This is a genomic window from Frigoribacterium sp. NPDC087798 (genome assembly GCF_044742985.1).
In the GTDB taxonomy this organism is placed as follows: domain Bacteria; phylum Actinomycetota; class Actinomycetes; order Actinomycetales; family Microbacteriaceae; genus Frigoribacterium.
In genome coordinates, this window is sequence record NZ_JBIUVP010000008.1 from 11,879 (window position 1) to 31,798 (window position 19,920).

A 19,920-nucleotide genomic window follows, 5' to 3' on the forward strand; every position below is an offset into this window, starting at 1 on the left:
CGGCCCGCCGTGCGCCGTCGTCGGTGACGGCCGTGTCGTTGCCGACCAGTCTCGCACCCGGTCCGGGCGACGCGCCTGGCGTCCCCCGGCCCGCCGACGCGCCCCGTTCGGGGGTGAACCCGTCTGTCCGCCACCTGGCAGGCTCGGAGCATGACCACCGAGAGCCCGCTGGGGGGCGGCTCCGACGAGCGACGCCCCTCCGCCGACCAGCCGACCACCTCATACCCCGCGACGGGGACGTCGACCCCGCCGCCGCGACCGGGCCGCCCGATCGGGCTCGCGATCGCCGCCCTCGTCGTGGGCGTCGTCGCGTTCCTGCTCGGCCTCGTGCCCGTGGTGGGCACGATCGTCGGACTCGCCGCCGTGGTGCTCGGCATCATCGCGCTGCTGCGGCACCAGTCGAAGGTCATGGCGTGGATCGGCCTCGGCCTGGGAGCCGTCGCCACCATCGTGTCCATCGTCGTCGCCGTCGGCCTCGGCGCGGCGATCGACAGCGTGCAGCAGGACGACCCGGCCGTGTCCGCCACCTCCGAGCCCGCCCCCGTCCGCACCTCGTCGACGCCTGCGCCCACCCCGTCGGCCACGCCGTCGTCGGCGGCCGCCGACGTGCCGGCCGACCACTCGGAGGCCCTGGCGGACGCCGAGACCATCGCGAACGGCCTCGGCAGCAGCAAGCTCGAGACCTACGCGAAGCTCGTGGCCGGCGGCGCCTCCGAGGCCGCGGCGCAGTACGCGGTCGACACGGTCGACGCCGACTGGCAGGCCAACGCCGTCCGCAAGGCCAAGGCCTACGCGGCGGACGGCATGACGGGCGACGTGCTGCGCAACCAGCTCGTCAGCGAGTACGGCGAACAGTTCACCGCCGAGGAGGCCGACTACGCCCTGGCTCACCTCGACGGCTGACGCCTCGTGACGCGATCGTGACCCTGGCCGGCCCGACCTCATCCTCCGGGACGAGTGCTCGGGCCGGACCGGTCTGTAGCGTCGAGAACGACTGCCGGGGGGACGACCCGACGACCAGGAGGGCACGACCATGAAGAGCACGACGACGATGCGCGCCGCGATCGGCACGGGGGCCACGGCCTGCCTGATCCTGGTGCTGACCGCAGGCTGCACGGGCGGCGCCGGCGACGCGACGCCGAGTCCGTCCGAGAGCTCGACGACGCCGTCCTCGGCCACCGGCACGGCCACCGCCACGCCCACGCCCGCGCCCACCGAGACCGCCGGCCCGGTCGCCCTTCCGGTCGACTGCACCGACATCGTCGACCAGGCCACCTACGCCTCGACCTTCGGCGACACCCCGCTCAACCCGGTCGAGTTCGGCGGCTCGGGCACCAGCTCGGGCGTGGTCACCCCGACGACCCCGCCGGCCGGGGCAGGCGCTCGTGACGTCGTCGGGGCGGCGACCGAGCTGTTCTGCATCTGGCGTGACCCGCGGGCCGACATCTCGGGCATCTCGGTCTCGATGGGCCACCTCGAGCCCGCCGCCGGCGCTGCGGCCCTCGACGGTCTCGCCTCGCAGGGCTACACCTGCACCTCGGTCCACGAGGGGCGCAGCTGCCAGCTCGTGACGCCCGACCCGCTGTACCCGGTGGACCGCGCGCAGACCTACTGGCTGCGCGACGACGTCGTCGTCACCGTCGACCAGACGAACGTGCCGACGGACGACCTGATCGGCTCGATCGCGACGCGCCTCTTCGGCTGAATCCGCGCCTGCTGCACCTGTCGCACCGTGGACCGGACGTGGGGGCGCCCCCCCCGCCGGGGGGGGGGGGGGGGGGGGGGGGGGGCCCCGGGGGGGGCGCCCCCCCCCCCCCCGCCCGCGGGGGCGGGGCCCCCCCCCCCGGGGGGGGGGGGCCCGCCCCCCGCGCCCCCCCCCCCCCCCCCCCCCCCCCCAACCCCCCCGCCCCCCCCCCCCCCGGCGCGGGGGCGCCCCCACGTCCAGTCGGCGGTGCGGCACACGCGCGGCGCACGCGCGGCACACGCGCAGCGCGTGCGCGGCGCACGCGCGACGAGCGCTACAGCACGTGCTTCGGCACGCGGTGCAGCGTGACCGCGCCGACGGCGTCGAACGGGTGCAGCGGGTCGGGGGCGACCGAGCCGGTCGGGCCCCCGAGCCTCGAGTGCCCCACGGCGCTGAGCACGGCGTAGGCGTCTCCGCGCGACCAGCCGTGGTCGTCCACGAGGAACGAGAAGGCGTCCTCGTACCCGCGGCGGATGCTCTCCTGCACCGGGTCGCCGAGGCCGACGAAGATCCAGTCGTCGGCGGTCTCGATGCGCGGCGCCCGCAGGCCGAGACCGGGCACCAGGTCGATCGAGACGACCGCCGTGCCCTCGGCCTCGATGGCCACGAACGACGACTCGCCCTCGGCCATGATCGCGTGCACGTCGCCGATCGACAGGTACGCCCCCTCGACCATGACCGGGAGGTAGACCGTCGACCCGACCGTGTTCTCGGTGACGTCCATGTTGCCGCCCTGGGCGTACGCGGGCATGATCGTCGAGTTCTCGCCCTCGGCGGGCGCCGTGCCCATGCAGCCGATCATCGGCCGGGCCTCGAACACGTGCCGGTCGGTGACGTGGACCCCGTCGGAGTCGATCGGCACGCGGCGGGTGAACATCTCGTCGCCCATGACGTGCTGCAGGGCCCCGGAGCCGGGCAGGCTGACCGACCAGCCGTGCTCGATGAGTCGGATCTCGTGCACCGTGACGGCGAGCGCGTCGCCCGGCTTCGCGCCCTCGACGTAGACCGGCCCGGTGACCGGGTTGATCGGCACGGACAGCTTCGCGAGGTCGTGGTGTCGGTGCAGCTCGGCGTAGACGGCGTCGCTCGTCTCGAACCCGATGCGTTCGCCGGTGCCCGGCTCGATGCGCAGGGCCGGCGGCACCGTGGCGGTGAAACCGGGGCGACCGTGCTCCTTGCCGAGGAAGTGGTCGATCCCGTCGCGCGCGGCGTCCTCGGCGGTCATGCGTCGCGCCGTTCGGAGTCGGCCGCGGGCACCGACGCGACCGCGGAGTCGTCCGCAGCCTGCCCGAGGGACGGCGCCGCGCCTCCTCGGCTGCGGTAGTAGAGGAACACGCCCGCGCCGAGCACCAGCCAGACGAGCCCGCCGATCTTGGCCTCGGGTGCCGCGTTCACCAGCACGTAGCCGATGATCAGGAACCCGACGACGGGCACGACGAGGTGCAGCAACCAGTTGCGCGACTTCTTCTTCACGACGTAGTGCACCACGACGGACACGTGCAGCAGCATGAAGCCGAACAGCGCCCCGAAGTTGACCAGCGACGAGATGACGTCGATCTGGCCGACGAAGAACAACACGAGCACGGCCGAGAGCGCCGACACGACGAGGATCGCGGCCTGCGGCACCTGACGCGTGTTGATCTTCGACAGGAACGCCGGCAGCTGCCCGTCGCGGCTCATCGAGAACAGCAGGCGCGACGTCGCGGCCTGGGCGGCCATGGCGTTCGCGATGCCGACGGCCAACACGTTGACGACGAAGAACGCCGTCGCCCACCCGCTGTTCGACGCCTCGCGCACGAGGTCGAAGAAGGCGTTCCCGGCCTCGCCCTCGGGGAACGAGTCGCGGCCGCCGGCGAGCGCGCTGGCCAGCCAGGTCTGCAGGATGAAGCAGAACGCCACGATGAACAGCGCGATGATCATGGCCTTGCCGGCCCCGCCGCGCTTGCCGGTGCTCTCCTCGGCGAGGGTCGAGATGCCGTCGAAGCCGAGGAAGCTCAGCACGGCGATCGACAACGCCGAGGCGATCAGGGGGGCGGTGACCTTGCTGGAGTCCCAGATCGGGTCGGTCGTGAACTCGGCCCCGGGGATCGTGCCGCCGTTGAGCGCCGTCACCGCGATGATGACGAAGATCACGATGAAGACGACCTCGATGGCGAGGAACACCCGGTTCATCAGCTTGATCGAGCTGATGCCGAGCAGGTTCACGGCGGTGTTGACGGCGACGAAGATCAGCGCCCACATCCAGCGTGCGGTGCCCGGGAAGATGCCGATCATCGACTCGGCGGCGAAGACGTAGAGCAGCGTCGGCACGAGCAGGTAGTCGAGCAGGATGGCCCAGCCGGCGAAGAACCCGGCCACGGGGTGGATGCCCCGCCCGACGTACGAGAAGACCGACCCGGCGAGCGGGATCGACTTGGCCATCTGCGCGTAGGCGAGCGCGGTGAAGATCATCGCGACGAGGCCCACCAGGTAGACCAGCGGCACCATGCCCGAGGAGGCGTTGTAGACGGTGCCGAAGATCGCCCAGGGCGCGATCGGCACCATGAAGATCAAGCCGTAGATGAGCAGGTCGACGGTCGAGACCGACCGCTTGAGTTCTTGCTTGTAGCCGTACTGCTCGAGCTGCTGCTGGTTGCTCAGCTCACCGCCGGAGGCGGCCTTCGTGGGCAGGGACATGGTGTGCTCTCTCGCTCGGGTGGGGATCGGGTCGGTGCGGATGCGGGTGCGGGTCGGGTCGGGTCGGGGGGTGCGGGTGCGGTCGGGGTGCAGGTCGGGGGGCGGGAGGCGCGGGCCGCGTCGGTTCAGGAGGCGCGGCCCGCGCCGGTCAGGAGGCGCGTGCGGCGTCGCGCAGCTCGTCGTGCGCCGCCAGGAACGGCGCGACGACGGCCCGGAACTCCTCGGGCTGTTCGAGGTGCGAGCAGTGGCTGGCACCGGCGAACACGTGCGACCGGACGTCGGCGATGCCGTCGACGAAGGGCTGCCAGGTGGCGGGCGTCGCCTCGTCGAACTCGCCCGCGACGACGAGGGTCGGCGTCGTGATCACCGGCAGGCGGTCGACGACGGTCCAGTCGCGCAGCGTGCCGATGACGTGGAACTCGTTCGGCCCGTTCATCGTGTGGTAAACCGTCGGCTCGGCCTCCATCTGCTCCTCGCTGTCGACGAAGTCCTGCGGCATGGGCACCACGCGGCAGACGTGCCGCTCGTAGAACGCCTGGGTGGCGGCGAGGTACTCGGGGTCGGTGGTCGTGCCGTCCGCCTCGTGGCGTGCCAGCGCCTCCTGGGTGTCGGTCGGCAGCTGGTCGCGCAGCTCGGCGGCGCCCTCGACCCAGAGCTGCATGGACGCGGGCGAGTTGCAGATGGCCAGGCTCGCCAACCCGTCCGGTGTCGTCACGGCGATCTCGGCCCCGAGCATGCCGCCCCACGACTGGCCGAGCAGGTGGTACCGCTCGAGGCCGAGGTGCGCGACGAGGTTGGCGAACTCCGAGACGAAGAGGCTCGGCTGCCAGAAGTCGACGGGCGCGTCGGGCAGGTGCGTGCTGCGGCCGCAGCCGAGCTGGTCGTAGTGCACGACGGTGCGGCCGGTCTCGTCGGCGAGGGCCTCGAGGTTGCGCAGGTAGTCGTGGGCCATCCCCGGGCCGCCGTGCACCACGACGAGGGGCAGCGCACCCTCGCGTGGCTCGTCGGGCGTGGTGACCCGGTACCAGGTCTCGGCGTCGTGGAAGGCGGCGGTGCCGGTGGTGATCGTGGACATGCGGGTGAGCATGCACCCGGCTAAGGTCTCGCGACAAGACCTTTCGTGATGCCTTAATCTGCTCGTAACACGACGAGACCTCGACGGCTCCGCACAGGACGGGTCGTCGAGCAGGGACGGGGACGCGATGGGCCAGGACGACAGCCGAGGAGGCGCGGGCGGCGCGCGCTCGGACGTCGCGGTCGACGGCGCCCTCGGTGGCGCCCTCGGAGCCCCTCTCGCCCCCACGACCCGGGTCGACGACCTCACCGACCGCCTCGTCACGGCCATCACGATCGGCGAGTACCTGCCCGGCTCGCGCCTGCCCGCCGAGCGCGACCTCGCCGCCTCGCTGCGGGTCGGCCGCATGACCGTGCGGGCCGCCCTGGCCCGACTCGTCGAGCAGGGGTTGATCGTGACGCAACGCGGGCGCGGCGGCGGCTCGTTCGTCCAGGCGCCGGCACCGGGTTCGGGCACCGACGTCGTGCGCCGCACGCTCGCCGCGCGCTGGTCCGACCTGCGCGACACGAGCGAGGCGATCAGCCGACTGCACGGCGTCGTCGCCGAGGCCGCGGCCGAGAACCGCACCCCGGACGACGTCGACCGGCTGCACGACCGGCTCGAGGGCTACCGCGGCGCCGCGTCGGGCCTCGCGTCGCAGAAGGCCGACGAGGCCCTGCACGTCGCGATCGCCGAGGCCGCCGGCAACGCCACGCTGCGCGGGGTGCTGTTCGACCTCGAGGCCCGCGTGAGCATCTCGGCGCCGGCGCACCTCTGGGGCGGGCCGGACGGCATGCGCGAGATGGAGCTGCGCGCCCTCGCCGACCACGAGGCGCTCGTCGCCGCGATCTGCGACGGGCGTGCGGCGGACGCCGCGGCCATCGCCCGCGAGCACGTCAAGATCGACCTCGAGCTGCTCGAACGCGAGCTCGGCCGCGCCGCGCCCTGACCCCGCACCCGCGCCTCCCCGCCTCCGTCCCCGCGCCTCCTGAGCCCCCGATGCCCCTGGGGTCTCGGTGCCGCGGCGCGGCCGAGGCCGGCCGTGACAGGCTGGGCCCGTGAGCGACTCGACGACGAACGACACCACCCCCACGACCGCCGGAGGCGCGGCGCACGACGCCCCGCCCGTCACCACCCCGCCCGCCTGGTGGACGACCGCGACGGTCTACCAGATCTACCCGCGCAGCTTCGCCGACTCGAACGGCGACGGGGTCGGCGACCTCGGCGGCATCCGGCAGCGGCTCGGTCACCTGCACGACCTCGGGGTCGACGTGATCTGGCTGTCGCCGATCTACCGCTCGCCCCAGGCCGACAACGGGTACGACATCAGCGACTACGACGACGTCGACCCGCTGTTCGGCACGCTCGCCGAGTTCGACGTCCTGATGGACGAGGTGCACGCGCTCGGCATGAAGCTGGTCATGGACCTCGTCGTCAACCACACGAGCGACGAGCACCCGTGGTTCGTCGAGGCCCGGTCGTCGCGCGACTCCCCGAAGCGCGACTGGTACCTCTGGCGCGACCCGCTGCCGTCGGGCGAGGGGACCGACGCCGCGGGCACCCCCGGGGCCGGCACCCACCCGACCGCCTGGCGCAGCGCCTTCAGCGGCCCGGCCTGGACCCTCGACGAGCCCACCGGCCAGTACTACCTGCACATGTTCGCGTCGAAGCAGCCCGACCTCAACTGGGAGGACCCCGACCTGCGCCGGGCCGTCTACGACATGATGAACCGCTGGCTCGACCGGGGCGTCGACGGGTTCCGCATGGACGTCATCAACCACATCGCGAAGGAGCCCTCGTCGCTGGCGCCCGGAGCCTCGCACTTCGTCATGGGCGGGCAGATCCACGACCACCTGCGCGAGATGCACCGCGAGGTCTTCGCCCACCGCACCGACCGCGAGCTGATCACCGTGGGCGAGATGCCGGGGGTGACGGTCGACGACGCCCGGCTGTTCACGGCCGCCGACCGGCACGAGCTCGACATGGTGTTCCAGTTCGAGCACGTCGGCCTCGACCACGGACCGACCTCGAAGTTCGACAACCTCCCGTTCGACCTCGTGGCGCTCAAGCGCTCGCTGTCGCGGTGGCAGGAGGGCCTCGCCGACCAGGGCTGGAACAGCCTCTACCTCGGCAACCACGACCAGCCGCGGTCGGTCTCGCGCTTCGGCGACGACGGCCGCCACCGGTTCGAGTCGGCGACGCTGCTCGCCACCGTGCTGCACCTGCACCGGGGCACGCCGTACGTCTACCAGGGCGACGAGATCGGCATGACGAACGCCGGGTTCACCGCAGTCGAGCAGTACCGCGACATCGAGTCGATCAACTGGTTCGACGAGTCGGTCGCAGCGGGGGCCGACCCCGAGACCCTGCTCGAGGCGTTGCGCTTCCGCAGCCGCGACAACGCGCGCACCCCCGTGCCGTGGTCGGGAGGCGCGGCGGCGGGCTTCAGCACCGGCACCCCGTGGATCGAGGTGGTCGCGAACCACGACACCGTGAACGTCGACGCCGACCGTGCGGCGGGTGACCGCTCGGTGTTCGAGCACTACCGGCGGTTGATCGCGCTGCGGCACGAGTCGCCCGTGGTGGCGCTCGGGTCGTTCGAGCTGCTCGCTCCGGACGACGAGCGGCTCTACGCGTTCACCCGCACGCTCGGCGACGAGCAGCTGCTCGTGCTGGCGAACTGGTCGGGCGAGGCGTACGAGCTCGACCCGGCGCTCCACCCGGCGCTGCGGCGCCGGTCCGTGCCGCAGGTCGTGATCGGCAACGTGCCCGATGGGGCCGGGCTGACGCTCGCGCCCTGGGAGGTGCGCGTCCTGCAGGGCTGACCCGCGCCTCCTCGGCTCCCCCGCGCCGCGCCGTGGGCTCTCATCGCACCGTCCGCTGAACGTCGCACCGCCGGTGTTCGCGGTGCGACGTTCAGTCGACGGTGCGACTCGGGCCCCGGGACGCGCTAGCGTCGGCGAGGTGAGCGATCCCGACGACGCGCCCGCGCCTCCCGACGACCCGGCACCCGCCGACCCGGCACCCACCGAGCTCCCGCACGGCTGGGTGCGCGTCGGCGAGCGCCGCTGGTGGTCGACGTGGGTCGGCGCGACGACGGCCTTCGCGTTCCTCGCGGCGTTCCAGGGCGTCAACTTCTTCTTCCGCATCGCCGAGACGGCCTTCCGCTGGGACCTCGCCCTGCTGATCGCCCTCGGCGTCACGGTCGGGATCGTCGCCGTGATCACGCTGATCCGCAACGCCCTGGCGCCGCAGCCCTGGGTCGACCTCGACTCCGGGCAGCTGCGGGCCGGCACCCGCCGGCCGATCCCGCTGACGCAGGTCGATCGTGCCGTCCTCACGACGGCGCCCGTCGGCAACGGCGGCCGCGTGCTCGTGCTGCGCCTGACGGCGAAGGAGGCGCGGGTCGAGTTCATCCTGCGCGACCGGAAGGACGCGACCCTCGACCCGACCTCGACCGCCGTGTTGGCGGAGGCGCTGCGCCGCACCTCCGTCGCCATGCCGACCTCGATCCACGACCCCACCGGCCGGTTCGCGCGCTACAACTTCCCCGGCCACGTCGACCGCGACGACGCCGTCGCCCTCGTCGAGCACCCGCCCGCGGCCGGCGACCCGCTGCCCGCGGCCTGGTGACCGGTGCTGGTGACCGCGGTCTGGTGCCCGCGACTGGTGACCGCGGCCTCGTGACCGGTTCGCCCTCGAGCGCCCTCGTCCGAGACCACGTCGCACCACCGTCGCGTCGTCGAACCACGCGAGAAGGTGGTTCCCCGACGCGACAGTGGTGCGACCTCGCTGACGGGTCCCGGACTCAGCGCTTCCAGTACCCCGAGAACGTGATGCGGTTCTTCGGCAGCCCTGCCGCGTGCAGGTGCCGCCGTCCGCCGGTCGCCAGCGCGGACTCGCCCACGACGTAGGCGTAGGCCCGCGGGTCGGCCGCCGACCGCGAGAGCAGCGCGGCGAGCGCCCACTCCCCCGGCGCGACACCCCCGGCACCCCCGACAGCCCGACCGTCAGCGTCGTCGTGGCCGCCGAGCGGCCGGCTGCCGGACCCCAGGGCGCCGAGCGCCCGGGCGTCGAGCTCGTCCCGCACAACCCACGTCACCTCGACGCCGTCGGGCGCGTCGAGCGGCCGCACGTCGGCCCGGGTCGGCACCTCCTGGATCACCGACCCGACGGAGGCGCGGTGCAGCGACCGCACGATGCCCTCCGTCCCCGGCAACCCGGTCTCGTCGGCGACCAGGTGGATCTCGGTCGCGTCGTCGGGGGCGTTGAAGAGCACGCCCTGGTCGAGCAGGCCGAGGGCGTCGCCGGGGCGGGCGGCGCAGGCCCAGATCGCCGCGCCTCCTTCGAGTTCGCCGGACCCGCCGCGGTGCAGCACGAAGTCGATGTCGAGCTCGGCGCGCGAGGCCCCGCCCGCACCGGCCGCACCGGCCGCACCGGCACCCGCGCCGGCCGCCCCCGCACCCGCACCCGCCGGACCCGCCGGCCGGAACTCGCGCACCGTGTAGTTCGCGCAGTGCGGCCGCTCGGCCTCGGGGATCGCCAGGTACTGCGCGTACCAGAGCGACGTGGTCGCCCGAGGCAGCCTCAACGAGTCGCTGCCGGGCACCGGCAGGAACAGCCGGAACCACTGGTCGAAGCCCATGCCGCCGAACTCGTGCAGGTCGTCGCCGACGACGGTGACGCGCTGGAAGCTCGGCGAGACGCGCTCGGAACGCAGCACCTCGAGCCGGTGCACTCGGGGGTCGGCGGGCTTGACGGGCGGACGGCGGGTCGACATAAGGTAAGGCTAACCTAACGAACCGCGGGTCGCATCCGACGTCGTCGACCACGCCTCCGACGGGCACACCGACGTCGAGCCACCCGCACGACCCGCATGACCAGCACCACCCGCACCATCCGCACGACCCGCACGACGCGCGACACCGCGCCCTGCCCCACCGCTCCACGATCCGAAGGAGACCCGTGTCCGAACGCCACGCGTCCGCACTGCTGACCACCGCGACCGCCGACGAGTACGAGCGCCTCACCGGCGCCGCCGTCGCCCGGATCGCCGACCGCTTCCGCACGACGCGCCAACCCTTCTCGGGCGAGAGCCGTGCGCACCTGCAACACCTCGTCGACGCCGTCGACCTGGACGCCCCGGGCACCGGCCTCGACGACGCCCTGCGCGAGGTCGACGAGCTCTTCACGGCGAACGCCGTCTGGTTCCACGACCCCGCCTACCAGTCGCACCTCAACTGCCCGGTCGCCCTCCCGGCGGTCGCGGCCGAGGCCGTGCTCGCCGCGGTCAACCCCTCCGTCGACACCTACGACCAGTCGGCCGTCGGCACCCTGATCGAGCGTCGCCTCGTCGACTGGACCGCCGAGCGCATCGGCTTCGACCCCGCCACCCGCGACGGCGTCTTCACCTCGGGCGGAACGCAGTCGAACCTGCACGCCCTGCTGCTCGCCCGCGAGCACGCCACGGCGCGCGCCCGCGCCGACGCGAGGGACGAGGAGGCGCGGCTGCGAGGCACCGCCGCCCCCGGCCACCGACCCGTCCCGCGCGCCACGGCACTGCACGACCTGCTCGGCCGCATGGTCGTGGTCGCCACCGCCGAGAGCCACTTCAGCGTGCAGAAGTCGGCTCGGTTGCTCGGCCTCGGCGAGGACGCCGTCGTGACCGTCCCCACCGACGACGCCGGTCGGATGCGACCCGAGGCCCTCGCGGTCACCCTGGACGCCCTCGTGCAGGCCGGACACCTGCCGGTCGCCGTCGTCGCGACCGCCGGCACGACCGATCGCGGCTGCCTCGATCCGCTCGCCGCCGTCGCCGAGGTCTGCGACCGCACGGGCGTGTGGCTGCACGTCGACGCGGCGTACGGCGGTGGCCTGCTCGTGTCGCCGACGCGTCGGCACCTGCTCGACGGCATCGAGCACGCCCGGTCGGTCACGGTCGACTTCCACAAGACGTTCTTCCAGCCGGTGTCGTCGAGCGCCCTCATCGTGCGCGACGGGCACGACCTCGACCCGGTCGCCTGGCACGCCGACTACCTCAACCCGCTCACCGACCCCGAACCGAACCAGGTCTCGAAATCGCTCCAGACCACCCGACGGTTCGACGCGCTCAAGCTCTGGGCGACGCTCCGCGCCCTCGGCGCCGACGGCGTCGGCGAGCTGGTCGACCGGGTGATCGACCTCGCGACCGGCGCCCACGACCTGCTGCGGGGCGACGACGAGTTCGTGCTGCTCGCCGAGACCCAGCTCAGCACGGCGCTGTTCCGCTGGCAGCCGTCCGGCGTCGACGACGCCACCGCCGACCGGCTCGTCCCCCTCGTCCGACGCGTGCTCTTCGAGTCCGGCAGGGCGATCGTCGCGAAGACCGTGGTCGACGGGCGTCCCTGCCTCAAGCTCACGCTGCTCAACCCGGACGCGGGTCTCGACGACGTGAGAAGCGTGCTCGAGCTGGTCCGCGCCTCCTCGTGGGCCCTGCTCGAGAGCGACGCCCCCGCCCTCGTCGCCGCCGGGACGGAGGTCGCCCGATGACCGCCGCCACCACGGCAGCCGCAGCCGCCGCCACCCCGCGCGACGCCCCCCGCGACGCCCCGCGCCTCCACGACCTGGTCGGCATCGGCCTCGGCCCGTTCAACCTCGGACTGGCCGCCCTGACCGACCCGCTCGACGACGTCGACGCGGTGTTCCTCGACGAGAACGACGGCTTCGCCTGGCACCCCGGCATGATGATCGAGGGCGCCACGATCCAGGTGCCGTTCCTGGCCGACCTCGTGACCATGGCCGACCCGACCTCGCGCTTCGGGTTCCTGAACTGGCTGAAGGCGACCGGGCGGCTCTACCCGTTCTACATCCGCGAGGAGTTCTCCCCGCTCCGCGCGGAGTACGACGCCTACTGCCGCTGGGTCGCCGGCCAGCTCGACACCCTGCGGTGGGGTCGACGCGTCACGAGCGTCGACGAGCAGCCCGACGGGACGTACGTCGTGACCTCGCGACGTGCTGCCGACCAGGCCGTCGAGACCTGGCACGCCCGACACGTCGTGCTGGGGGTGGGCACCGAGCCGCGCCTCCCCGAGCCGCTGCAGCACCTCGCCGACCGGGGCGACACCCACGGCCGGGGCGACGCCCACGGCCGGGTCGTGCACAGCGCCGACTACCTGACGGCCCGCGACCGCCTGCGCGCCGCCGACTCGGTGACGATCGTCGGCAGCGGGCAGTCGGCCGCCGAGATCTACCGCGACCTGCTCGACACGACTCGCGTCGGCGACCGACCGGGGCACCGGCTCGACTGGGTCACCCGTTCGCCGCGGTTCTTCCCGATGGAGTACACGAAGCTCACGCTCGAGCTCACGAGCCCGGAGTACACCGACCACTTCCACTCGCTGCCGCGCGAGACCCGCGACCGCCTCGGCCGCGAACAGCGCAGCCTCTACAAGGGCATCAGCGGCGACCTCGTCGACGACGTGTACGACACGCTCTACCGGCTGAGCGTCGACGGGCCGGTCGACTCGACCCTGCTGACCGAGACCGAGCTGGTCGACGCCCGGTGGGTCGACGCCGACGAGCAGCTCGAGATCACGGTCCGGCACGCGCAGCTCGGCACGACGACGACCACCCGCCGCACGGACGCGCTCGTCGTCGCGACGGGCTACGCCGCACGGCTGCCGTCGTTCCTCGACGCCCTCGGCGACCGCGTCGACCGGGACGACCTCGGCCGCCTCGCCGTGGCCCGGGACTACTCGATCGACGGGGGCCGGGGACGGCTGTTCGTCCAGAACGCCGAGGAGCACACCCACGGCCTCACCGCCCCCGACCTCGGTTTCGGCGCCTGGCGCAACTCGAGCATCATCGCCTCGATCACCGGCCGCGAGGCCTACCCGATCGAGCGCCGCATCGCCTTCCAGACCTTCGGCCGGCCCGACGGGCCGACACCGACACCGACACCGACGCCGGCACCGACCGAGGAGGCGCGGGTCACCCGATGAGCACCACCCACGACACCGAGGCGCTCGCGCCCGAACTCGCGCCAGCCGCCTCGCCCGCGGCGCCCGCGGCGCCCGCAGCACCGTCCCGCACCGACGAGGGGGCGACGGGCGTGGCGTTCTCGCGCCGCGCCTCCTGCGGTCTCGTCACGATCGAGCTGTTCGCCGCGGACCCCTACGCCGTCTGCCTCCGCCGGTGGTTGGCGCACCCGGCATCGGCCGCCTGGCAGATGGCGGGCCTGAGCACCGACGAGGTGCGCGCCTACCTGGCCGCGATCGACGCCGACCCGCACCAGCAGGCCTGGCTCGGGCGGGTCGACGGCGAGCCGACGTTCTTCGTCGAGACCTACGACCCGGCCGAGGTGCTGCTGACCGAGGTGCACGACGCCGAGCCCGGAGACGTGGGCATGCACCTGCTCGTCGCTCCCCCGCGCGGGCAGCGGGTGCACGGCCTGACCAGCGCCGTCATGGCGAGCGTCGTCGACTTCGTCTTCGAGATCGAGCGGGCGAGGCGCATCGTCGTCGAGCCCGACGTGACCAACGACCGCATCGCGGCGAAGAACGACGAGGTGGGGTTCCGGGCACTCGGCGACGTCGAGCTGCCCGACAAGACGGCTCGGCTCTCGGTCCTGACGCGACACGACCGGGCGGCGGCGCACCTCGCCCCCGGCCCCGTGGACTGGGCTCATCGGCACCTGGTGACCAAGGCGCTGAGCGAGTTCGCCCACGAGCGGCTGATCGCCCCGGTGGCCGACGACGACGCCGCGACCGCCCCCGCAGTCGACGACGACGACGCCGACGCCACGAGGGACGGCGCCTGGCGGGTCGCCCTCGACCACGACGGCCACCGGATCGACTACCGGTTCACGGCCCGCCGGCTGGCCCTCGAGCACTGGGCGATCGACGACACGACGGTCACCCGCACGATCGACGACCGCCCCGAGCCCCTCGACGCCCTCGCGTTGGTCGTCGAGCTGGACGACCTGCTCGGCATCCCCGAGTCGCTGCTCGCCACCTACCTCGAGGAGGTCTCGTCGACCCTGGCGAGCGCCGCCTACAAACGTCACCGGGGCGGCCCGACCGCCGAGCGGTTGACCACCGCGGACTTCCAGACGGTCGAGGCGGCGATGACCGAGGGGCACCCGGGCTTCGTCGCGAACGCCGGGCGCATCGGCCTCGGACTCGACGAGTTCCACGCCTTCTCCCCCGAGGCCGCGGCTCCCGTCCGGCTGGTCTGGTTGGCGGCGCGTCGGTCGGTGACGCACCTCGCACTCGGCGCCGGACTCGACGAGAGGACGCTGTGGCAGGCCGAGCTGGGCCCCGGGACCGTCGCCCGGTTCGACGCGACCCTCGCCGCGAAGGGCCTCGACCAGGCCGGGTTCCACTACCTGCCGGTGCACCCGTGGCAGTGGCAGCACCGCGTCTCGATCTCGTTCGCCCCCGACGTCGCCCGGCGTGACCTCGTGCTGCTCGGCGAGGGCGACGACACGTACCAGGCGCAGCAGTCGATCCGCACCTTCGCGAACCGCAGCCGGCCCGACCGGCACTACGTCAAGACGGCGCTGGCGATCCAGAACATGGGCTTCGTCCGCGGCCTCTCGCCGGCCTACATGAGGCCGACGCCCGCGATCAACGACTGGGTGCACGACCTCGTGCACACCGACGCGACCCTGCAGGAGGCGCGGTTCCGGGTCCTGAGGGAGCGCGCCTCCGTCGGCTACACCGGTGACGCCTACCACCGGACGACGACGTCGTCGCCGCACCGGAAGATGATCGCCGCGCTCTGGCGCGAGAGCCCGGTGCCGCTGGTCGGCCCGGGTGAGCGGCTCGCCACGATGGCGGCGCTGCTGCACCGCGACGGTGCCGGCGACGCACTCGCCTCGGCCCTCGTGAAGGCCTCGGGGCTGTCGGCCGAGGACTGGCTGCGGTCGTACCTGCACGCCTACCTCCGACCGGTGGTGCACTGCCTGCGGGCGCACGACCTGGCGTTCATGCCGCACGGCGAGAACGTCATCCTCGTGCTCGAGGGGTGCGTGCCGACGGCCGCGTTCATGAAGGACATCGGCGAGGAGATCGTCGTCGTCGCCCCGCGCGAGGTCCCCGAGGCGGTGCGGCGGACCGTGCACCCGGTCGACGACCGCGAGAAGGCGTTGGCGGTGTTCACGGACGTGTTCGACGGGGTGTTCCGACACCTGGCCGCCATCCTCGACGGCGACGGCGTGCTGCCTGCGGCCCGGTTCTGGGCGCTCGTGGCCGAGTGCGTCGAACGGCACGCCGACGAGCACCCCGACCTGCCGGGGTCGGTCGACCTGCGGGCGGCGCGCTTCGACCACTCCTGCCTCAACCGGCTGCAGCTGCGCGACACGCGCCAGATGGTCGACCTCGCGGCGCAGTCGTCGTCGCTGATCTTCGCCGGGACGCTGGCGAACCCGATCGCGAGGTAGGGGCGGCGCCCCGGGGCGGGGGCGGTCGGGCCGCCTCCGCCCCTGGGAGGTGGCGGTCGATTCACGGTCGACCACCACCCGATCCGCGCAGGGCCACGGGCCGTGCGGGCCGCCGCCGATCACAGGGGGAGAACCATCGGCGGCGGGTCGAGCTGCTCGAGCGACGATACCGCCGTCGAGTTGCTTGGGTTTGAAGATACTCGCCCGACAAGGGGAAGGCAACGACCGAGCGCTGGGCATTCGCTGCACGGGGCGGGTGATTCGAAGCTCGAACAACTCACTCGGCGAGGTATCGTGGCCTCCGTGGCGTCCGTCGCCGCGCCTCCTCGTCTTCGCTCCGTCCTCGCGTCGCCGTCCCGCCAGCAGAGAGCCCACCATGTCCGACGTCTCCCCTCAGCCGCCCGCCGGCTCCCCTCCGCCCCTCGACGACGAGGGCCAGTTCGACGTGACCCTCGTGCTCTCGGCGTACGCGTCGCTGCAGCGACAGGGCGAGCGCGTGCAGAAGGTCGTCGCCGACCACTTCGGCATGGGCACCACTGACCTCCGCTGCCTGACCTTCATCGCCACCGACCACGACACGACCCCGAAGCGCGCCGCCGAGTTCCTCGAGCTGTCGACCGGGGCGACGACCAGCCTGGTCGACCGGCTCGAGAGCGGCGGGTACATCTCGCGCCAGCCGCACCCCTCCGACCGGCGGAGCGTGCTGCTCGAACTGGCCCCGGCCGGGCGCGAGGCGATCGACCAGATCCACGACTTCTACCGCCGGGCGTTCCGCGACGCGGTCGACCCGAACCACCTCGACTTCCTCGCGGCGGCGATGCGTGCGATCGGCGACTCGCTGACGCGCGCGGCGGCCGGCGACGACGCCGTCGGCTGAGCGACCACGCCGCCACCGCCGCCACCGCCGGGTCGAACCACCGATGTGGCGTCGAACCACGCACTCCGGTGGTTCGACGCCACGTCGGTGGTTCGGTGTCGTCCGGATGGTCCTGGTGACCCGCACGGGCGCGCGCGGCCGGTCGTAGAGTGGGTCGATGACCCCCTCGGACGTCCTCGTCGAAGCCTTCTCGCGCCTCCCCGCCATCGCCGTGCGGGCGGTCGCCGACCTCTCGGTCGACGACCTCGCCTGGCGCCCCGACGACGAGGCGAACACGATCGCCTGGCTCGTCTGGCACACCGCGCGGGGGCAGGACGTCCAGATCGCCGACCTCGCCGCCTCGGAACAGGTCTGGACGGCCGACGGCTGGGCCGAGTCGTTCGCGCTGCCGTTCTCGTCCGCCGAGATGGGCTACGGCATGTCCCCGGCCGACGTGGCTGCGGTGCGGGTCGACGCCGAGCTGTTGGTCGGCTACCTCGAGGCCGTGACGCTGCGGACGCGCGGCTACCTCGACGACCTCGACGGCGCCTCGTACGACGACGTGGTCGACGAGGCCTGGGACCCTCCGGTCACGGCCGGCGCCCGTCTCGTCAGCATCCTGAACGACTGCGTGCAGCACCTCGGCCAGGCCTCCTACGTGCGCGGCCTGCTCGACCGCCGCTAGCCGCCCGACTGCCGGCCGCCCCGCACCGAGACCCCGGAAGTCGCTGAGACCCCTCGCCGCGCGGCGACGTCCTCGTGTCCGACGAGCGCAGGAGGCGCGGCCCGCACGACGAAGAACCCCGTTCCGAACGATGCACCCACGCGATGCGGGGTCCGTCGTCCGGAACGGGGTCCGTGAGCAGGAGGCGCGGTGTGCGCCCCCGGGGGAGGCTCGCTACGCCTGCACTCCCGCGAGCTCGTCGATCAGGCGGTCGCCGGAGCGGGCCTCGATCATCTCGGCGTCGATCTCGGCGCGGTCGAGCAGCTCTTCCATGCGACGGCGGCGCTGACGCGTGATGAGCGTGACGACGGTGCCCTCCTTGCCCGCGCGGCCGGTGCGGCCCGAGCGGTGCATGTAGGTCTTGTACTCGTCGGGCATGTCGGCCTGGACGACGAGCTCGATGTCGTCGACGTGGATGCCGCGGGCGGCGACGTCGGTCGCGACGAGCACGTTGACCTTGCCGCTCGTGAGCAGCTGGAGGTTGCGCGTGCGGCGGGCCTGGTTCAGGTCGCCGTGCAGGCTCGTCGAGCGGATGCCGGCGTCCTCGAGCTGGTCGGCGAGCTGCTCGGCGAAGGCGCGGGTGCGGGCGAAGACCAGGGTCTTGCCGCCGCCCGAGGCGAGCTGCTCGATGACCGCGGTCTTGTCGCGCTGCTCGATCAGGAGCACGCGGTGGTCGATTGTGGCGCTGGCCTGGTCCTCGCCGGCGACCTCGTGGACGGCCGGGTCGACCAGGAACTCGTCGACGAGCTTCGCCACGCCCTTGTCGAGCGTCGCGCTGAAGAGCAGCTTCTGGGCGCGGGCGCCGTCGGGGCGGACCGTCGCGGTCTCGCGGATGATGCGCTGCACCGGCTCGAGGAACCCGAGGTCGCACATGTGGTCGGCCTCGTCGAGCACGGTCACGACGACCTCGCTCAGGTCGAGACGACCCTGGTCGATGAGGTCCTCGATGCGGCCGGGGGTGCCGATCACGATGTCGACGCCGCGGTTGAGGGCACCGACCTGGCGCTGCTGGGGCACGCCGCCGTAGACCTGCGTGGTGAACAGGCCGACCGAGCGGGCGATGGGCTGCACGGTGCGGTCGATCTGCATGGCGAGCTCACGGGTCGGGGCGAGGATCAGCGCGCGGGGCTTGCGGCCCATCTTGCGGTTCTTCGCGCCGTTGTTCTCCATCAGCTTCTCGACCAGCGGGGCGCCGAAGGCGATCGTCTTGCCCGAGCCCGTGCGGCCACGGCCGAGCACGTCACGACCGGCGAGCACGTCGGGGATCGTCGCGGCCTGGATCGCGAACGGAGCCGCGGCACCCATCGAGGCCAGCTGACGCTCGATGTTGTCGCCGAGGCCCAGGTCGCCGAAGCTCACGCCCTCGACGTCGGCCGCGGTGACGACCTCGGCCTTGAGCTTCTCGAGCTTGACGTCGTCCTCGGGCGAGTAGTGGGTCGCCGCGTCGCGCTTGGGGTAGAAGTCGCTCGAGCGGTCGCCGACGCGTGCCGGGCGATCGCTGCGGTCGCTGCGGTCGAAGCTGCGGGGCGCGCGGTCGTCGCGAGCCGGGCGGTCGCTGCGGTCGAAGCTGCGGGGCGCGCGGTCGTCGCGAGCCGGGCGGTCGCTGCGGTCGAAGCTGCGGGCGGGGCGGGCGTCACGGTCGACACCACCGGAGGCGCGGCCCCCGCGCTCGGGACGGTCACCGTACGAACGCTGGGCGCGGTCGTCACGCGCCGGGCGGTCGCTGCGGTCGAACGAACGAGGGGCGCGGTCGTCGCGCGCCGGGCGGTCGTTCCGGTCGTACGAACGAGGGGCACGATCGTCGCGAGCCGGGCGATCGCTGCGGTCGAACGAACGAGGGGCACGATCGTCGCGGGCCGGGCGGTCGCTGCGGTCGTAGCTGCGGGCGCCGCGGTCGTCGCGGGGGGCGCGGTCGTCGCGTGCCGGGCGGTCCGAGCGGTCCCACGAGCGGGGTCCACGGTCGGAGCCCCGGGCGGCGTCGCGGCCACCGTCACGGCCGTAGCCGCGGGCGGCCTCGCGGCCACCGTCACGGCCGAAGCGGGGAGCGGCGTCGCGGCCACGCTCGCCGTTGCGGCTGTCGAAGTCGCGGTTGCCGAAGCGGTTGCCGCCGGCCGGCTTCTCGCGGGGCTCCCAGTTGGGGCGGCGGTCGTCGGAGCGGGCCGCGCCGGGGGCACGGTTGCCGCCACCGTCACGGGTGCCGAACTCGCGGCGTCCGCGGTCGGCGCGCTCGCTGGCGTCCCACCGCTTCTTGGGGGCAGGGGCCCCGGCCTCGTCGGCGCGGTGGCCGCGGTGCTTGGGGCTCTTCGAGCCGGCCTTGGGGGCACCGCCGGTGCGGTCGGTGCGCGGGCGGGAGTTGTCGTAAGGAGACATGGAGGAGTTCTTTCCGGGCTTGTCAGAGATGACGCGAAGAAATACCCGGGCAGCCATTGACCAGGACCGTTCACAA

General features: G+C 73.3%; 15 protein-coding genes. 10 read left to right on the forward strand and 5 right to left on the reverse strand.

What is annotated here, in order from left to right:
- Positions 1 to 150 precede the first annotated feature (150 nt).
- Both ACIOSR_RS15160 and ACIOSR_RS15165 read left to right on the forward strand, forming a co-directional pair.
- Complete coding sequence (locus ACIOSR_RS15160; protein ID WP_402753078.1) at positions 151 to 903, forward strand: Ltp family lipoprotein; 753 nt, start codon at positions 151 to 153, stop codon at positions 901 to 903.
- Positions 904 to 1,033: 130 nt separating this feature from the next.
- Complete coding sequence (locus tag ACIOSR_RS15165; protein ID WP_173151965.1) at positions 1,034 to 1,705, forward strand: hypothetical protein; 672 nt, start codon at positions 1,034 to 1,036, stop codon at positions 1,703 to 1,705.
- A 313-nt stretch (positions 1,706 to 2,018) separates the two neighbouring features.
- Here the strand turns inward: ACIOSR_RS15165 and ACIOSR_RS15170 are convergent, their stop codons facing one another.
- From ACIOSR_RS15170 to ACIOSR_RS15180, 3 genes are all read right to left on the reverse strand, one after another.
- Positions 2,019 to 2,969 (reverse strand): acetamidase/formamidase family protein, encoded by a 951-nt coding sequence (locus ACIOSR_RS15170; protein ID WP_123572045.1) that lies wholly within the window; start codon positions 2,967 to 2,969, stop codon positions 2,019 to 2,021.
- Complete coding sequence (locus ACIOSR_RS15175) at positions 2,966 to 4,420, reverse strand: APC family permease (protein ID WP_173151967.1); 1,455 nt, start codon at positions 4,418 to 4,420, stop codon at positions 2,966 to 2,968. Before ACIOSR_RS15175 ends, ACIOSR_RS15170 begins: the two co-directional genes overlap by 4 nt.
- Before the next feature lie 148 nt (positions 4,421 to 4,568).
- A complete protein-coding gene (locus ACIOSR_RS15180; RefSeq protein ID WP_402753079.1) occupies positions 4,569 to 5,495 on the reverse strand; it encodes a proline iminopeptidase-family hydrolase in 927 nt (308 codons plus the stop codon).
- Between the two features lie 127 nt (positions 5,496 to 5,622).
- On the opposite strand from ACIOSR_RS15180, the gene ACIOSR_RS15185 reads away from it, so the two are divergent.
- The 3 genes from ACIOSR_RS15185 to ACIOSR_RS15195 all read left to right on the forward strand — a co-directional run bounded on the left by ACIOSR_RS15185 (position 5,623) and on the right by ACIOSR_RS15195 (position 9,107).
- Entirely contained in the window at positions 5,623 to 6,423 is an 801-nt protein-coding gene (locus ACIOSR_RS15185; protein ID WP_056049431.1) for a FadR/GntR family transcriptional regulator, read from the forward strand.
- 109 nt (positions 6,424 to 6,532) lie between these two features.
- Positions 6,533 to 8,299, forward strand: coding sequence for an alpha-glucosidase (locus ACIOSR_RS15190; RefSeq protein WP_402753080.1), 1,767 nt, complete (start codon positions 6,533 to 6,535; stop codon positions 8,297 to 8,299).
- Between the two features lie 139 nt (positions 8,300 to 8,438).
- Complete coding sequence (locus ACIOSR_RS15195; RefSeq protein ID WP_402753081.1) at positions 8,439 to 9,107, forward strand: hypothetical protein; 669 nt, start codon at positions 8,439 to 8,441, stop codon at positions 9,105 to 9,107.
- A gap of 175 nt (positions 9,108 to 9,282) precedes the next feature.
- Here ACIOSR_RS15195 and ACIOSR_RS15200 read toward each other — a convergent pair whose 3' ends face one another.
- Positions 9,283 to 10,254, reverse strand: a complete 972-nt coding sequence (locus tag ACIOSR_RS15200; protein ID WP_402753082.1) for a siderophore-interacting protein — start codon at positions 10,252 to 10,254, stop codon at positions 9,283 to 9,285.
- A gap of 185 nt (positions 10,255 to 10,439) precedes the next feature.
- Here ACIOSR_RS15200 and ACIOSR_RS15205 point away from each other — a divergent pair, with 185 nt between their 5' ends.
- From ACIOSR_RS15205 to ACIOSR_RS15225, 5 genes are all read left to right on the forward strand, one after another.
- Positions 10,440 to 12,002 (forward strand): pyridoxal phosphate-dependent decarboxylase family protein, encoded by a 1,563-nt coding sequence (locus tag ACIOSR_RS15205; protein ID WP_402753083.1) that lies wholly within the window; start codon positions 10,440 to 10,442, stop codon positions 12,000 to 12,002.
- Complete coding sequence (locus tag ACIOSR_RS15210; RefSeq protein ID WP_402753084.1) at positions 11,999 to 13,453, forward strand: lysine N(6)-hydroxylase/L-ornithine N(5)-oxygenase family protein; 1,455 nt, start codon at positions 11,999 to 12,001, stop codon at positions 13,451 to 13,453. Before ACIOSR_RS15205 ends, ACIOSR_RS15210 begins: the two co-directional genes overlap by 4 nt.
- A complete protein-coding gene (locus tag ACIOSR_RS15215; RefSeq protein ID WP_402753085.1) occupies positions 13,450 to 15,894 on the forward strand; it encodes a GNAT family N-acetyltransferase in 2,445 nt (814 codons plus the stop codon). Before ACIOSR_RS15210 ends, ACIOSR_RS15215 begins: the two co-directional genes overlap by 4 nt.
- A gap of 376 nt (positions 15,895 to 16,270) precedes the next feature.
- Entirely contained in the window at positions 16,271 to 16,771 is a 501-nt protein-coding gene (locus tag ACIOSR_RS15220) for a MarR family winged helix-turn-helix transcriptional regulator (protein ID WP_123572037.1), read from the forward strand.
- A 157-nt stretch (positions 16,772 to 16,928) separates the two neighbouring features.
- Positions 16,929 to 17,435, forward strand: a complete 507-nt coding sequence (locus ACIOSR_RS15225) for a DinB family protein (protein WP_402753086.1) — start codon at positions 16,929 to 16,931, stop codon at positions 17,433 to 17,435.
- A gap of 213 nt (positions 17,436 to 17,648) precedes the next feature.
- Here the strand turns inward: ACIOSR_RS15225 and ACIOSR_RS15230 are convergent, their stop codons facing one another.
- Positions 17,649 to 19,844 carry a DEAD/DEAH box helicase gene (locus ACIOSR_RS15230; RefSeq protein WP_402753087.1) on the reverse strand — a complete coding sequence of 732 codons (2,196 nt, stop codon included), beginning with the start codon at positions 19,842 to 19,844 and terminating at the stop codon, positions 17,649 to 17,651.
- Positions 19,845 to 19,920 lie beyond the last annotated feature (76 nt).

Bases quoted from the DNA above. Each gene is read 5' to 3' on its own strand.
- ACIOSR_RS15220 (WP_123572037.1), top strand. From the start codon at position 16,271: ATGTCCGACGTCTCCCCTCAGCCGCCCGCCGGCTCCCCTCCGCCCCTC.
- ACIOSR_RS15160 (WP_402753078.1), top strand. From the start codon at position 151: ATGACCACCGAGAGCCCGCTGGGGGGCGGCTCCGACGAGCGACGCCCC.
- ACIOSR_RS15215 (WP_402753085.1), top strand. From the start codon at position 13,450: ATGAGCACCACCCACGACACCGAGGCGCTCGCGCCCGAACTCGCGCCA.
- ACIOSR_RS15185 (WP_056049431.1), top strand. From the start codon at position 5,623: ATGGGCCAGGACGACAGCCGAGGAGGCGCGGGCGGCGCGCGCTCGGAC.
- ACIOSR_RS15200 (WP_402753082.1), bottom strand. From the start codon at position 10,254: ATGTCGACCCGCCGTCCGCCCGTCAAGCCCGCCGACCCCCGAGTGCAC.
- ACIOSR_RS15210 (WP_402753084.1), top strand. From the start codon at position 11,999: ATGACCGCCGCCACCACGGCAGCCGCAGCCGCCGCCACCCCGCGCGAC.
- ACIOSR_RS15175 (WP_173151967.1), bottom strand. From the start codon at position 4,420: ATGTCCCTGCCCACGAAGGCCGCCTCCGGCGGTGAGCTGAGCAACCAG.
- ACIOSR_RS15170 (WP_123572045.1), bottom strand. From the start codon at position 2,969: ATGACCGCCGAGGACGCCGCGCGCGACGGGATCGACCACTTCCTCGGC.
- ACIOSR_RS15225 (WP_402753086.1), top strand. From the start codon at position 16,929: ATGACCCCCTCGGACGTCCTCGTCGAAGCCTTCTCGCGCCTCCCCGCC.
- ACIOSR_RS15230 (WP_402753087.1), bottom strand. From the start codon at position 19,844: ATGTCTCCTTACGACAACTCCCGCCCGCGCACCGACCGCACCGGCGGT.
- ACIOSR_RS15165 (WP_173151965.1), top strand. From the start codon at position 1,034: ATGAAGAGCACGACGACGATGCGCGCCGCGATCGGCACGGGGGCCACG.
- ACIOSR_RS15180 (WP_402753079.1), bottom strand. From the start codon at position 5,495: ATGTCCACGATCACCACCGGCACCGCCGCCTTCCACGACGCCGAGACC.